This window comes from Streptomyces sp. NPDC042102, assembly GCF_055582305.1.
Genome location: NZ_JBVJDL010000003.1, coordinates 339357 through 352686 on the forward strand (window position 1 = coordinate 339357; position 13330 = coordinate 352686).

The 13330-nt window shown below is 72.7% G+C and carries 12 protein-coding genes and 1 riboswitch; of the genes, 8 read left to right on the top strand and 4 right to left on the bottom strand.

Going from position 1 to position 13330, the window contains the following annotated elements; all coding sequences use genetic code 11:
• Nucleotides 1–119 precede the first annotated feature (119 nt).
• Complete coding sequence (locus ACZ6KO_RS14835; protein WP_469304370.1) at nucleotides 120–1109, top strand: malate dehydrogenase; 990 nt, start codon at nucleotides 120–122, stop codon at nucleotides 1107–1109.
• Nucleotides 1110–1206: 97 nt separating this feature from the next.
• On the opposite strand, the gene ACZ6KO_RS14840 is transcribed toward ACZ6KO_RS14835, so the two are convergent.
• Complete coding sequence (locus ACZ6KO_RS14840) at nucleotides 1207–1704, bottom strand: carboxymuconolactone decarboxylase family protein (protein WP_469304371.1); 498 nt, start codon at nucleotides 1702–1704, stop codon at nucleotides 1207–1209.
• Nucleotides 1705–1749: 45 nt separating this feature from the next.
• On the opposite strand from ACZ6KO_RS14840, the gene pdxR reads away from it, so the two are divergent.
• Nucleotides 1750–3180, top strand: a complete 1431-nt coding sequence (gene pdxR / locus ACZ6KO_RS14845) for a MocR-like pyridoxine biosynthesis transcription factor PdxR (RefSeq protein WP_469304372.1) — start codon at nucleotides 1750–1752, stop codon at nucleotides 3178–3180.
• 429 nt (nucleotides 3181–3609) lie between these two features.
• Here pdxR and ACZ6KO_RS14850 read toward each other — a convergent pair whose 3' ends face one another.
• On the bottom strand, nucleotides 3610–4443 hold the full coding sequence (locus ACZ6KO_RS14850) for a DMT family protein (RefSeq protein ID WP_469304974.1): 834 nt from the start codon (nucleotides 4441–4443) through the stop codon (nucleotides 3610–3612).
• Nucleotides 4444–4557: 114 nt separating this feature from the next.
• On the opposite strand from ACZ6KO_RS14850, the gene ACZ6KO_RS14855 reads away from it, so the two are divergent.
• Nucleotides 4558–4857 carry a hypothetical protein gene (locus ACZ6KO_RS14855; RefSeq protein ID WP_469304373.1) on the top strand — a complete coding sequence of 100 codons (300 nt, stop codon included), beginning with the start codon at nucleotides 4558–4560 and terminating at the stop codon, nucleotides 4855–4857.
• A gap of 136 nt (nucleotides 4858–4993) precedes the next feature.
• Complete coding sequence (locus ACZ6KO_RS14860; protein WP_469304374.1) at nucleotides 4994–6184, top strand: glutathionylspermidine synthase family protein; 1191 nt, start codon at nucleotides 4994–4996, stop codon at nucleotides 6182–6184.
• Nucleotides 6185–6272: 88 nt separating this feature from the next.
• On the opposite strand, the gene rocD is transcribed toward ACZ6KO_RS14860, so the two are convergent.
• On the bottom strand, nucleotides 6273–7460 hold the full coding sequence (gene rocD, locus ACZ6KO_RS14865) for an ornithine--oxo-acid transaminase (protein ID WP_469304975.1): 1188 nt from the start codon (nucleotides 7458–7460) through the stop codon (nucleotides 6273–6275).
• A gap of 147 nt (nucleotides 7461–7607) precedes the next feature.
• Nucleotides 7608–7698: riboswitch (ZMP/ZTP riboswitch) on the top strand.
• A gap of 34 nt (nucleotides 7699–7732) precedes the next feature.
• Between rocD and ACZ6KO_RS14870 the strand changes: the two genes are divergently transcribed.
• From ACZ6KO_RS14870 to ACZ6KO_RS14885, 4 genes are all read left to right on the top strand, one after another.
• Nucleotides 7733–9025, top strand: a complete 1293-nt coding sequence (locus ACZ6KO_RS14870) for a serine hydroxymethyltransferase (protein WP_469304375.1) — start codon at nucleotides 7733–7735, stop codon at nucleotides 9023–9025.
• Between the two features lie 272 nt (nucleotides 9026–9297).
• On the top strand, nucleotides 9298–10311 hold the full coding sequence (gene trpS, locus ACZ6KO_RS14875; protein ID WP_469304376.1) for a tryptophan--tRNA ligase: 1014 nt from the start codon (nucleotides 9298–9300) through the stop codon (nucleotides 10309–10311).
• 127 nt (nucleotides 10312–10438) lie between these two features.
• Nucleotides 10439–11035, top strand: coding sequence for a 2'-5' RNA ligase family protein (locus ACZ6KO_RS14880; RefSeq protein ID WP_469304377.1), 597 nt, complete (start codon nucleotides 10439–10441; stop codon nucleotides 11033–11035).
• Between the two features lie 128 nt (nucleotides 11036–11163).
• Nucleotides 11164–12084, top strand: coding sequence for a YihY/virulence factor BrkB family protein (locus tag ACZ6KO_RS14885; RefSeq protein WP_469304378.1), 921 nt, complete (start codon nucleotides 11164–11166; stop codon nucleotides 12082–12084).
• Here the strand turns inward: ACZ6KO_RS14885 and ACZ6KO_RS14890 are convergent.
• Nucleotides 12026–13288 (bottom strand): D-alanyl-D-alanine carboxypeptidase family protein, encoded by a 1263-nt coding sequence (locus ACZ6KO_RS14890; RefSeq protein ID WP_469304379.1) that lies wholly within the window; start codon nucleotides 13286–13288, stop codon nucleotides 12026–12028. The genes ACZ6KO_RS14885 and ACZ6KO_RS14890 overlap by 59 nt on opposite strands.
• Between the last annotated feature and the right edge of the window lie 42 nt (nucleotides 13289–13330).

Sequence of the window (13330 nt, forward strand, 5' to 3'; positions counted from 1 at the left end):
ACGGACGGCGCCGTGTGCGACGCACCACAGGGACCCGGGGATTGGGGCGGGTCCCCGTCGGATAGCCTGCGCACACGGGGCAGCGACGCCCCACCGCCAGCTGTCTAACGGAGAAGGCCATGACCCGCACTCCCGTGAATGTCACCGTCACCGGCGCCGCCGGCCAGATCGGCTACGCGCTGCTCTTCCGTATCGCGTCCGGCCACCTGCTCGGCGCGGACGTGCCGGTCAAGCTCCGTCTCCTGGAGATCCCCCAGGGCATGAAGGCCGCCGAGGGCACCGCCATGGAGCTCGACGACTGCGCCTTCCCGCTGCTCAAGGGCATCGACATCTTCGACGACCCGAACCAGGGCTTCGAGGGTGCCAACGTCGCGCTGCTCGTCGGCGCCCGCCCGCGCACCAAGGGCATGGAGCGCGGTGACCTGCTCTCCGCCAACGGCGGCATCTTCAAGCCGCAGGGCGCCGCGATCAACGCGCACGCCGCGGACGACATCAAGGTCCTGGTCGTGGGCAACCCGGCCAACACCAACGCGCTCATCGCGCAGGCCGCCGCCCCGGACGTACCGGCCGAGCGCTTCACCGCGATGACCCGCCTGGACCACAACCGCGCGATCTCGCAGCTGGCCGCCAAGACCGGTGCCGCCGTCTCCGACATCAAGCGCCTGACCATCTGGGGCAACCACTCGGCGACCCAGTACCCGGACATCTTCCACGCGGAGATCGCCGGCAAGAACGCCGCCGAGGTCGTGAACGACCAGGCCTGGCTCGCCGACGACTTCATCCCGACCGTTGCCAAGCGCGGCGCGGCGATCATCGAGGCCCGTGGTGCGTCCTCGGCCGCCTCCGCCGCCAACGCCGCCATCGACCACGTCCACACCTGGGTCAACGGCACCGCCGAGGGCGACTGGACCTCCATGGGCATCCCGTCGGACGGCTCCTACGGCGTCCCCGCGGGCCTCATCTCGTCCTTCCCGGTCGTCTGCAAGGACGGCAAGTACGAGATCGTCCAGGGCCTGGACATCAACGAGTTCTCCCGCGCGCGCATCGACGCGTCGGTCGCGGAGCTCTCGGAGGAGCGCGACGCGGTGCGCGAGCTCGGCCTGATCTGACCCGCCTGCGCAAGGCAGCCGTGCAGGGTAACCGCGCAGGGCAACCGGAACGCCCCGGCCGTCATCGGCCGGGGCGTTCCGGTGTTCCCGGCCAGGACTACGAGGTCTTGTACATGCCCGGGGTGTAGTGGCCCGGGACCATGCGGGTGGTGACGCCGAAGCGGTTCCAGACGTTGATGGTCGCGATGACCGAGATGAGCTGCGCGAGCTCCTTCTCCTCGAAGTGCTTCGCGGCCTTCTCGTAGACCTCGTCGGGGACGAAGCCGTCGGTCAGGACGGTGACGGCCTCGGTGAGTTCGATCGCGGCGAGCTCCTTCTCGGTGTAGAAGTGCCGCGACTCCTCCCAGGCGCCGAGCAGCACGATGCGCTCGACGCTCTCGCCCGCCGCGAGGGCGTCCTTGGTGTGCATGTCGAGACAGAACGCGCAGTGGTTGAGCTGTGAGGCACGGATCTTCACGAGCTCGACGAGCGTCGGGTCCAGGCCCTTGCGGGAGGCGATCTCCAGGGCGAGGACGGCCTTGTACACCTCCGGTGCGAGCTTGGCCAGCTGCATGCGGGGGGTGTGCTCGTGAGCGTGTTCCTGGTTCGTGGTCATGCACCCAGGCTAGAAGGAAACGTCCCGACGATATGGTCCATATCCATGACGCAATCGTGGGCCACTTTCGGGGCTGACCTGCATCTGGAACCGGTCGCGGGGCGTGGCCTGCGGGCCGGTCTCGCCGAGGCGCTGCGGGAGGCCGCGCGCAGCGGCCGGCTGGCGCCGGGGACCCGGCTGCCGAGCTCGCGCACGCTGGCGGCGGACCTGGGGATCGCGCGGAACACGGTCGCCGAGGCGTACGGCGAGCTGGTCGCCGAGGGGTGGCTGACGGCCCGCCAGGGTTCCGGTACGAGGGTCGCGGAACGGGCACGTCCGCGCAAGGGCGCCGGGGGTGCGGGGGGCGCCGGGGGCGCCAGGGGTGCCGGGCAGCAGGCCGTACGGCGGCCCGTGCGCCGGGGCCCCACGTACAGCCTGATGCCCGGCTCGCCCGACCTGGCCGGCTTCCCCCGGACGGCCTGGCTGTCGGCGGCCCGGCGGGCGCTGCTGGACGCGCCGAACGAGGCGTTCGGGTACGGCGACCCGCGGGGCCGTATCGAACTGCGGGAGGCGCTGGCCGGGTACCTGGCGCGGGCCCGTGGGGTGGCGGCGGACCCGGAGCGGATCGTGCTGACGTCCGGGTTCGCGCACGGGCTGATGCTGGTCGGGCGGATGCTGAGGGCGCGGCGGGTGCGGGAGCTGGCGGTGGAGGCGTACGCGGTCCACGTGCACCGCCGGCTGCTGGCGCAGGTGGGGCTGCGGACGGTGCCGGTCGGACTCGACGCGGCGGGCGCGCGGACGCAGGACCTGGCGGGGATGCCGGCGGGCGCGGTGCTGCTGACGCCGGCACACCAGTTCCCGACGGGCGTCGCGCTGACGCCGGAGCGGCGCGCGGCGGCGGTGGACTGGGCGCGGACGTCGGGGGGCGTGATCCTGGAGGACGACTACGACGGGGAGTTCCGCTACGACCGGCAGCCGGTGGGCGCGCTGCAGGGCCTGGACCCGGACCGGGTGCTGTACCTCGGTACGGCGAGCAAGTCCCTGGCGCCGGGGCTGCGGATGGGGTGGATGGTGGTGCCGCCGGGGCTGCTGGACGCGGTCATGGCGGCCAAGGGACGGGCGGACTGGACGTCGAGCGCCCTGGACCAGCTGACGCTGGCGGAGTTCCTGCGGTCGGGGGCGTACGACCGGCACGTGCGGAGCATGCGGCTGCGGTACCGGCGGCGCCGTGACCAGCTGGTCGCGGCCCTGGAGGGCCGGGTCCGCGTGTCGGGCATCGCCGCCGGGCTGCACGCGGTCCTCGACCTGCCGCCGGGTACGGAGCGGTCGGTGGTGCAGTCGGCGGCGTGGCACGACCTGGCGCTGGAGGGCCTGTCGCTGTTCCGCCACCCGGACGCCGAGCTGCCGGCGCGGGACGCGGTGGTGGTGGGGTACGCGACGCCGCCGGACAGCGCCTGGACCCCCACGCTGGCCGCCCTGACGGCCACCCTTCCGTAGCGCCCGCCCGGCGGACCAGACCCGGGCCAGCCCCCCCGGGTCCCCTGCGCCTCAATCGCCGGCGGGGCTGGTTGGGGTGCCCGGTGGGGTGGGTGCCGACGCGGGGCGCGGCCTGCCGTGCGGGGGCTCTGCCCCCACGCCCCCGCGCCTCAATCGCCGGCGGGGCTGGGATGGTGCCCGGCGGCGCTGGAAAGGTGCCCGGCGGGGCTGGTTGGGGTGCCCGGCGGCGCTGAGAAGGTGCCCGGTGGCGCTGAGGAGGTGCCCGGTGGGGCTGGAACGGGGCCGCGTGGGGTCGGGTGGCGGTGAATTCAGCCCGCGCGGCGTTTGAGCGCACCGGGCGCGCAGCGCGTGGGTGGGGGCTGGGGCGGAGCAGCGGCTCGACCCCGTCGGGGCGGCCCCCTGGGCGAGGGGGCCGGTGGGGGTCTGGTGCTACCCGTGGGGTTCCGCCCCCGGGGGTTCGCCGAAGCGGGCCAGGGCCAGGGCGGCGGCCACCGCCAGCGTGAAGCCGACGGCCGCCAGCCACGTCAGGCCCTGGTGGGGGCGGTCGCCCAGGAAGAGGATGCCGATCGCGGCCGGGCCGATCGTCTCGCCCAGGATCATGCCCGCCGTCGCCACCGTCACCGACCCCCGTTGCAGCGCCGACGTCAGCAGCAGGAACCCCGCCGCCCCGCCCAGCAGCAGCGCGTACGTCGCCGGATTGGTGGCCAGGTGGGACGGCGAGAGCGACCGGATCAGGCGGACCGAGACCTCGACCACGCCGAACCCCGTGCCCGCCGCCAGGCCCAGGGCCAGCGCGCGCGGCCCGTCCGGCAGGCGCCCCGCGGCCGCGCCGATCACCAGGATCCCGCCGGCCGCCGCCAGCATCGCCCACGCCAGCGCCGGGGAGCCCGGCCGCGAGCCCTCCTCGCCCGAGGACAGCCCCAGCAGCGCCAGGCCCAGGCACAGGACGCCCACCGCCCCCCACTCGGCCGCCGACAGCCGTACCCGCAGCAGGCGCGCCGCGACCACCGCCGTCACCGCGAGGCTGCCCGCCAGCGCCGCGCTCACCGCGTAGATCGGGATCGACCGCAGCGCCACGATCTGGAGCACGAACCCGACCCCGTCGAGCACCAGACCGAGCAGATATCGCCACTGCCGCGCCGCGCGCCACAGCAGTCCGGGGTCCACCCCGGACCCGGTTCCCGGCTCCGCCGCCCGTGTCGCCACCGCCTGCAGGACGGACGCCGTACCGAAACAGACCGCCGCACCGAGCGCGCAGATCATCCCAAGCAGCACAAAAGGACTCTAGGGGAAGGCCGGGGCGGGCGGCCGGATTCCATCCCTCCCCTCCGCGCCTCTAGTCTGTCCGGCAGCACGCCACAAGGGGGAGCCTCGGACATGGACAGCAGCCGCACCACCAACAAGCGCCGCATGCGCTCCGGCACGGTCGCACTCGGCGGCATGGGCCTGCTCGCGGCCAGCCTCGTCGCCTGCGGCAGCAGCAACGAGCCGGACCGGCGCTGCGCCGACCGCGTCACGCTCGACCAGTACTCCATGAAGGAGTGCAAGAAGGGCGGCCGCGGCTCGCACTACTACGGCGGCTACGTCAGCGCCGGCAAGGTCACCGGCGGCAGTTTCGACAAGGACGCCGTCAAGCGCGGCGGCATCGGCGGCGGCTCGTCCTCCTCCGGCGGCTGACGCGTCGGGGGCGGGGGGTTACGGGGCGGGACGGGCCAGGGCCCACGGGTCAGGGCCCCACGGGTCACTGGCCCACGCCAGGCGCCGGCGGCGGCATCCGCCGCGGCACGAGTACGGACGGATCGGCATCGGCATCATGCAGCGGCACACCATCGAACCGCGCCCCGACTGGCAGCGGACCGTCGAGGAGCAGGGGCTCATCTACCCCCTCACCCGTTATCCCGACGACTCCCTGCGCCCGTACTGGGACGAGAGCGCGTACTACTCCTTCACGCTGCCCGAGGTCGAGGCGCTGGAGGAGGTCGTGGAGGAGCTGCACGCGATGTGCCTGGCCGCGGCCGAGCACATCGTCGCCCAGGACCGGTTCGCCGACCTCGGGATCACCGACCCCCTCCTGAAGGAGGTCGTCGCCGAGTCCTGGCGGCGCCGCGCCGAGCAGCCCTCCCTCTACGCCCGCTTCGACCTGCGCTACGACGGCACCGGCCCGGCCAAGATGCTGGAGTACAACGCCGACACGCCCACCTCCCTCGTGGAGGCGGCCAGCCCGCAGTGGTTCTGGATGGAGGAGTGCTTCCCCGGCGCCGACCAGTGGAACTCCCTCCACGAGCGGCTCGTCGACGCCTGGCGCCGCCAGGCCGAGCTACTGCCGCCCGGCCCGGTGCACTTCGCGCACTCCGAGGCCGACGAGCTCGGCGAGGACCTGATGACGGTCGCCTATCTCCAGGAGACCGCCGAACAGGCCGGTCTGGAGACCGAGGCGCTGGCCGTCGAGAAGATCGGCTGGGACCGGCTGTCCGGCCGCTTCGTCGACGAGCGGCTCCGGTTCATCCGCAGCTGCTTCAAGCTCTACCCGTGGGAGTGGCTGGCCACGGACGAGTTCGGCCCCCAGGTCCTCGACACCATCGACCAGGGCGGCGGTACCGGCACCACCTGCTGGATCGAGCCCGCCTGGAAGATGCTGCTGTCCAACAAGGCGCTGCTGGCGATCCTCTGGGAGCTCTTCCCGGACCACCCGAACCTGCTGCCCGCCTACCTCGACGGGCCGCGCGAACTCGCCACCACCACCGGGTACGTCGCCAAGCCCCTGCTGGGCCGCGAGGGCGCCGGGGTGACCCTGCACGAGGCGGGCGGGGCGCCGTACGTGCGCGCCGACGGCGACGGGCCGGTCTGCTTCCAGGGCCTGGCCCCGCTGCCCGACTTCGACGGCAACCGGGTGGTGCTCGGCGCGTGGGTCGTCGAGGACGAGGCGGCGGGGCTCGGCATCCGCGAATCGGCGGGGCCGGTCACGGACGAGTACGCCCGCTTCCTGCCCCACGTCATCCTGTAAGAGGGACCTTCCGGGGCGGTCCGGTCGGGTTCGGTCCGGGCCGGTCCCCTTCCGGTCCGGCCCGGCCGCTCGCCCTGCCGTTGCCCCGCTACTCCGCCGCCAGGACCGCCCGGAGCTGCTCCAGGCCCCAGTCCAGGTCCTCCTTGCTGATCACCAGCGGCGGGGCGATGCGGATGGTGGAGCCGTGGGTGTCCTTCACCAGGACCCCGCGCTCCATCAGCTTCTCGGAGATCTCCCGGCCCGTGCCGTGCGACGGCTCGATGTCCACGCCGGCCCACAGCCCGCGCCCGCGTACGGCGGTCACCGCGCCCCCGCCCACCAGCAGCCCCAGCTCCTGGTGCAGGTGGTCGCCGAGTTCGGCGGCCCGGGCCTGGTACTCGCCGCCGCGCAGCATCGCGATGACCTCCAGGGCGACCGCGCAGGCCAGCGGGTTGCCGCCGAAGGTGGAGCCGTGCTCGCCGGGCCTGAACACACCGAGGATGTCGCGGTCGGCGACGACGGCGGAGACGGGCACCACACCGCCGCCCAGCGCCTTGCCGAGGATGTAGACGTCGGGGACCACGTCCTCGTGGTCGCACGCGAAGGTCCGGCCGGTGCGGCCGAGCCCGGACTGGATCTCGTCGGCCATGAACAGCACGTTCCGCGCGCGCGTCAGCTCGCGTACGCCGCCGAGGTATCCGGCGGGCGGCACCAGGACGCCGGCCTCGCCCTGGATCGGCTCCAGCAGCACGGCCACGGTGTTCGCGGTGACCGCGGCCTCCAGCGCCGTCAGGTCGCCGTACGGGACGATCTCGAACCCGGGGGTGTAGGGACCGTAGTGGTCGCGCGCCTCGTGGTCGGTGGAGAAGGAGACGATGGTCGTGGTGCGGCCGTGGAAGTTGTTCGCCGCCACGACGATCTTGGCCTGTCCGTCGGGGACGCCCTTGACCTCGTACCCCCACTTGCGGGCGGTCTTGACGGCCGTCTCGACCGCCTCTGCACCGGTGTTCATCGGCAGCACCATCTCCTTGCCGCACAGCGCGGCCAGCTCCGCGCAGAAGGCGGCGAAGCGGTCGTGGTGGAAGGCGCGGGAGGTCAGCGTGACGCGTTCCAGCTGCGCTCTGGCGGCGTCGATCAGACGGCGGTTGCCGTGGCCGAAGTTGAGGGCCGAGTAGCCGGCGAGCATGTCGAGGTAGCGCTTGCCCGCGACGTCCGTCATCCACGCGCCCTCCGCGGTGGCGACGACGATGGGCAGCGGGTGGTAGTTGTGCGCACTGTGGGCGTCCGCGGCACGCATGGCGTCCGCTGTGGTGTGCGTGGTGGTCGACACGGGATCTCCGTTTCGTCGGTCCTGGCCAGTGAGTGACGAGGGTGACGTCACTTCTATCGTCGCTCGGATACCGGACGCGGAAACCTTCCCTGCGACGCGGCCGCTAAGGTGTCCGGTACGCACGGCGACTGGCGTACGGGGAACCAACTCCGGGGGAGTCGTGCGCGCACGTCCGCACACAGGGCCGCTCGCCTGGGCCTCGCGGGGTACGAACCGACATCGACCCCGGAGGAGCCGCCATGACCGCGCCGCTTTCCCCCTCGTCCCTTTCCTCTTCGCCTTCGCGCCACCACGCCCTCGCCGCCACCGACCCGGCGCTCGCCGGGCTGGTCGCCGCCGAGGAGGCCCTGCAGGCGGAGACCCTGCGGCTGATCCCCAGCGAGAACTACGTCTCGGCGGCCGTGCTGGAGGCCTCCGGCACCGTCCTGCAGAACAAGTACAGCGAGGGCTACCCGGGCCGCCGCTACTACGAGGGCCAGCAGAACATCGACCAGGTCGAGGCCCTGGCCGTCGCCCGCGCGAAGGCCGTGTTCGGCGTCGACCACGCCAACGTCCAGCCCTACTCCGGCTCCCCGGCCAACCTCGCGGTCTACCTGGCCTTCGCACGGCCCGGCGACACGGTGATGGGCATGGCCCTGCCGATGGGCGGCCACCTCACGCACGGCTGGGGCGTCTCGGCGACCGGCTCGTGGTTCCGGGGCGTGCAGTACGGCGTCCGCGCCGACACCGGCCTGATCGACTACGACGCGGTGCGCGACCTCGCGCTGGCCGAGCGGCCGAAGCTGATCTTCTGCGGCGGTACGGCGCTGCCGCGCACGATCGACTTCGAGGCCTTCGCCGCGATCGCCGAGGAGGCCGGATCGGTCCTCGTCGCGGACGTCGCGCACATCGCGGGCCTGATCGCGGGCGGCGCGCACCCCTCGCCGGTGCCGCACGTGGACGTGGTCTCCACGACCACGCACAAGACGCTGCGGGGGCCGCGCGGCGCGATGCTGATGTGCCGCGAGGAGCACGCCAAGGCCATCGACAAGGCGGTCTTCCCGGGCCTGCAGGGCGGCCCGCACAACCAGACGACGGCCGGCATCGCGGTGGCGCTGCACGAGGCCGCGCAGCCGTCGTTCGCGGCGTACGCGCACGCGGTCGTCGCCAACGCCAGGGCGCTGGCCGAGGCGTTGCTGGAGCGCGGCTTCGACCTGGTGTCGGGCGGCACCGACAACCACCTGATCCTGATCGACCTGACGGGGAAGGACGTGCCGGGGAAGGTGGCGGCGAAGGCGCTGGACCGGGCGGGGATCGTGGTGAACTACAACACGGTGCCGTTCGACCCGCGCAAGCCCTTCGACCCCTCGGGGATCCGGATCGGCACGCCGTCGCTGACGTCGCGGGGGCTGGGCACCGGCGACATGCCGGTGGTGGCGGACTGGATCGCGCGGGCGGTGGCGGCCACGGGTGACGAGGACGCACTGGCCGTGATCCGCAAGGAGGTCGCGGCCCTGATGGCCGAGCACCCGGCCCCGGGCCTGCCGGCCTGACGTCCGCCTGACACGCCGGCGGGGATGGTGTGCGGGGCTCCGCCCCGAGCCTCCCCCGGACTCCGTCCGGGGGACCCCGCACACCGAACGCCGGCGGGGCCGGACGGAACCCGCCGCCGGTCGGTCGCTCGGCCGGGGTGGGATCCGGACGCCGGGCTACCCGGCGGTACGCCGGTGGGTGCCGGGGTCCGGGGCCAGGGGGCGGCGACAAGCCGACCGCTTCCGGCCAGCGCATGCCGAACTCACCCCGCCGTACCTGCGAGAATGGGCCCATGGCCTTCGACCGTCCGCGCGCGCTCTCCGGTATCCAGCCCACCTCGGGTTCGTTCCACCTCGGGAACTACCTCGGTGCCATCCGCCAGTACGTCGCCCTGCAGGAAACCCACGACGCCTTCTACATGGTCGTCGACCTGCACGCGATCACCATGCCCCAGGACCCCGCGGCCCTCCGCGAGAACACCCGGTACTCCGTGGCCCAGCTGCTGGCGGCCGGGCTCGACCCGGAGCGGTGCACGCTCTTCGTCCAGAGCCACGTCCCCGAGCACGCGCAGCTCGGCTGGGTCATGAACTGCATCACCGGTTTCGGTGAGGCCAGCCGGATGACCCAGTTCAAGGACAAGTCCGCCAAGGGCGGCGTCAACAACGCCACCGTCGGCCTCTTCACGTACCCGATCCTCCAGGTCGCCGACATCCTGCTCTACCAGGCGAACGCGGTCCCGGTCGGCGAGGACCAGCGCCAGCACATCGAGCTGACCCGCGACCTGGCCGAGCGCTTCAACCAGCGCTTCGGGCAGACCTTCACCATCCCGGCCGCGCACATCGTCAAGGAGGTCGCGAAGATCTACGACCTCCAGGACCCGATGGCCAAGATGTCGAAGTCGGCCGTCAGCCCCAAGGGCCTGGTCAACCTGCTCGACGAGCCCAAGGTCACCGAGAAGAAGATCAAGAGCGCGGTCACCGACACCGAGGCCGAGATCCGCTTCGACGCCGAGAAGAAGCCCGGTGTGAGCAACCTCCTCACGATCTACTCGACCCTGACCGGCGAGACGATCGCCGAGCTGGAGGAGAAGTACCAGGGCAAGGGGTACGGCGCGCTCAAGACGGACCTCGCCGGCGTCGTCGTCGACTTCGTCACACCCTTCCGCCGCCGTACCCAGGAGTACCTCGACGACCCGGAGACGCTGGACTCGGTGCTGGCCAAGGGCGCGGAGAAGGCCCGTGCCGTGGCCGCCGAGACCCTCGCGCAGACGTACGACCGGCTCGGATTCCTGCCCGCGAAGCACTGAGCGCGCGCCGGGCGGACACCGGCCGGGGCGGACGAGACATGCGCCACTGGCCGACAGGGGGGTGCTGGCCCCACACTGGGGGCTGCGGCACCGCCGCACAGCCGATCCACAGACCGAGGAGACATACGTGGGGACTGGGACCGTAACGCTCGGCGTTTCGATCGCGGTCCCGGAGCCGTACGGCAGCCAGCTCCAGCAGCTGCGCGCCGGCTTCGGGGACGACGCCGCGTACGGCATCCCCACGCATGTCACCCTGGTCCCGCCCACCGAGGCGGAGACCTGCCGGCTCCCGGCGATCCGGGCCCACCTGGACCGGGTCGCGGCCGGCTTCCGGTCGTTCCCGATGCGGCTGGCCGGCACCGGCACCTTCCGCCCGGTCTCGCCGGTGGTCTTCGTCAAGGTCGCCGAGGGCGGCGCGGGCTGCACCCGGCTGCAGGGCGAGGTCCGCGACCCCGCGGGGCCGCTCGGCCGCGAGCTGGCCTTCCCGTACCACCCGCACGTCACCGTCGCCCACGGGATCCCCGACGAGGCGATGGACGTCGCGTACGCCTCCCTGGCCGACTACGGGGCCGAGTGGATCTGTGACGGCTTCGCGCTCTACGAGCAGGGCTCGGACGGCGTCTGGCGCAAGCTGCGCGAGTACCCGTTCGGGAACGGCGGCGCGGCGGCCGTGCCCTCGCAGGCGTGCTCCCCGGTCGACGAGACCGCCGTACGCCGCTCCTGACGGAGCAGGCGCACGGCCAGGAAGCGGAGCCTGCGCAGGACCAGGTCACTCAATGTCACAGTGGACGACCGTAGCGTCCAAAGCGGGCAATACCGGCTATTTCCGGACACTGAATTACGGTGACCCCTATGGACTGGCTGACGAAACTCCCGGTGATCGGCCCGCTGGCGACCCGTTTCATGCGGACGCACGCCTGGCGTTCGTACCAGCGGCTCGACCGCGTGCACTGGACCCGGCTCGCGGCCGCCATCACCTTCATCAGCTTCCTCGCGCTCTTCCCGCTGATCACCGTCGCCGCGGCCATCGGCGCGGCGGCCCTGAGCCAGGAGCAGCTGGACCGGCTCCAGAAGGGCCTCGCCGAGCAGGTCCCGGGCATCTCCGACCAGCTCGACCTCAACGCGCTGGTGGCCAACGCCGCGACCGTCGGCCTGGTCGCCGGCGTCGTCCTGCTCTTCACCGGCGTCAGCTGGATCGGCTCGCTGCGCGACTGCCTGCGGGCGGTGTGGGACAAGGACGACGAGGACGAGGGCAACCCCGTCGTCCGCAAGGGCAAGGACGGCCTGGTGCTGCTGGGCCTGGGCGCCGCGGCCCTGGCCTCGGCGGTGGCCTCGATCACCGGCTCCAGCGCCGTCGGCCGGCTCGGCAGCTGGCTGGGCATCCCCCAGGAGGGGGCCGGCGGGGTCCTGCTGCGGGGCGGGGCCTTCGGCGTCGGCGTGCTCGCGGCCTTCCTGCTCCTGCTGTACGTCCTGAGCCTGCTGCCCGGCGTGCAGCCGCCGCGCCGGACCCTGGTGACGGCGGCGCTGATCGGCGCGGCCGGCTTCGAACTGCTGAAACTGCTGCTCAGCGGCTACATCCGGGAGGTCGCCGCCAAGAGCATGTACGGCGCCTTCGGCGTCCCCATCGCCCTGCTGCTGTGGATCAACTTCACGGCGAAGCTGCTGCTGTTCTGCGCGGCCTGGACGGCCACGCCCGCCCGCGAGGCCGACGAGGTCACTCCACCGGAGGCTCGGGACGACGGCCCCGGGAACCGCGCGGCCAGCGGCGGTTGACCACGAACGCGCCGCCCGCGACCGCCGCGAGCGCGCCGCCCGCGATCCCCAGCGCGGTACCGAAGCCCGAACCGGTGGCGGCCTGCGAGCCGGCCGCGGCCGGGTTGTTCTCGTGGGACTGGGCCGGGGAGCCGTGCGGACGGGTGTCCACGCTCTTGGGCGGCACCAGCTCGCCGACCGGCTTCACCTTCCCGGCCGCCGCGAAACCCCAGTCCAGCAGTGCCGCGGTCTCCTCGTAGACCGGGTTGAGGCCGCCCGCGCTCGGGTTCATGACCGTGACCAGGAGCTTCTTGTCGCCGCGCTGGGCGACGCCGGTGAAGGTGGACCCGGCCATCGTCGTGCTGCCGTTCTTCACCCCGGCGATGCCCTTGTACGCGGGCAGCCCGGCCGCGCCCGTCATCAGCCGGTTGGTGTTCTGGATCTCGAACGTCTCGCGCTCCTTGCCGGCCGCCTGGAGGCCGGGGAAGTTCGCGTTCGCCGTGCCGCAGTACTCCCGGAAGTCCTTCTTCTGCATGCCGGAGCGGGCGATGAGCGTCAGGTCGTAGGCGCTGGAGACCTGCCCCGGGGCGTCGTACCCGTCGGGGGAGACCACGTGCGTGTCGAGGGCCTGGAGCTCCTCCGCGTGCGCCTGCATGTCCTTGACGGTCTTCTCGACGCCGCCGTTCATGGCCGACAGCACGTGCACCGCGTCGTTGCCCGACCGCAGGAAGACCCCCAGCCACAGGTCGTGCACCGAGTACTCCATGTCCTCCTTGACGCCGACCAGGCTGCTGCCCGGGCCGACGCCCTCCAGGTCCTCGGCGGTGACCTTGTGGACCCGGTCCTTGGGCAGTCCGGGCAGTACCGTGTCCGCGAAGAGCATCTTGAGCGTGGAGGCCGGCGGCAGCCGCCAGTGCGCGTTCTGCGCGGCCAGGACTTCACCCGATTCAGCGTCGGCCACGATCCAGGAACGGCCCGTCAGGCCCGTCGGCAGGGCGGGCGCGCCGGGCAGCAGCTGGACCTGGGGACCGGGCTTGCCGAGCGCGGCACCGCCCACCGTGGACATCGACGAGGGCGGCTCCGCCGGGAGTTTGGCGGGCGCGCCCGGCTTGTCGTCGGCACGGGCGGGACCCACGAGCACGGCGGGGACCAGCAGCACGGCGGAAAGGACCGTCAGCGCGGTCTTCTTTGCAGACACGCAGGTGAACGTACATCCCTTTGTCATATTTATCGTGACGGTTCGGCCAACCCGCCGATACCACCGCCG

What these genes read in the sequence shown, in the direction of transcription:
- ACZ6KO_RS14835 (WP_469304370.1), top strand. Translation starts at nt 120, where the DNA reads ATGACCCGCACTCCCGTGAATGTCACCGTCACCGGCGCCGCCGGCCAG.
- ACZ6KO_RS14840 (WP_469304371.1), bottom strand. Translation starts at nt 1,704, where the DNA reads ATGACCACGAACCAGGAACACGCTCACGAGCACACCCCCCGCATGCAG.
- pdxR (WP_469304372.1), top strand. Translation starts at nt 1,750, where the DNA reads ATGACGCAATCGTGGGCCACTTTCGGGGCTGACCTGCATCTGGAACCG.
- ACZ6KO_RS14850 (WP_469304974.1), bottom strand. Translation starts at nt 4,443, where the DNA reads ATGATCTGCGCGCTCGGTGCGGCGGTCTGTTTCGGTACGGCGTCCGTC.
- ACZ6KO_RS14855 (WP_469304373.1), top strand. Translation starts at nt 4,558, where the DNA reads ATGGACAGCAGCCGCACCACCAACAAGCGCCGCATGCGCTCCGGCACG.
- ACZ6KO_RS14860 (WP_469304374.1), top strand. Translation starts at nt 4,994, where the DNA reads ATGCAGCGGCACACCATCGAACCGCGCCCCGACTGGCAGCGGACCGTC.
- rocD (WP_469304975.1), bottom strand. Translation starts at nt 7,460, where the DNA reads ATGCGTGCCGCGGACGCCCACAGTGCGCACAACTACCACCCGCTGCCC.
- ACZ6KO_RS14870 (WP_469304375.1), top strand. Translation starts at nt 7,733, where the DNA reads ATGACCGCGCCGCTTTCCCCCTCGTCCCTTTCCTCTTCGCCTTCGCGC.
- trpS (WP_469304376.1), top strand. Translation starts at nt 9,298, where the DNA reads ATGGCCTTCGACCGTCCGCGCGCGCTCTCCGGTATCCAGCCCACCTCG.
- ACZ6KO_RS14885 (WP_469304378.1), top strand. Translation starts at nt 11,164, where the DNA reads ATGGACTGGCTGACGAAACTCCCGGTGATCGGCCCGCTGGCGACCCGT.
- ACZ6KO_RS14890 (WP_469304379.1), bottom strand. Translation starts at nt 13,288, where the DNA reads ATGACAAAGGGATGTACGTTCACCTGCGTGTCTGCAAAGAAGACCGCG.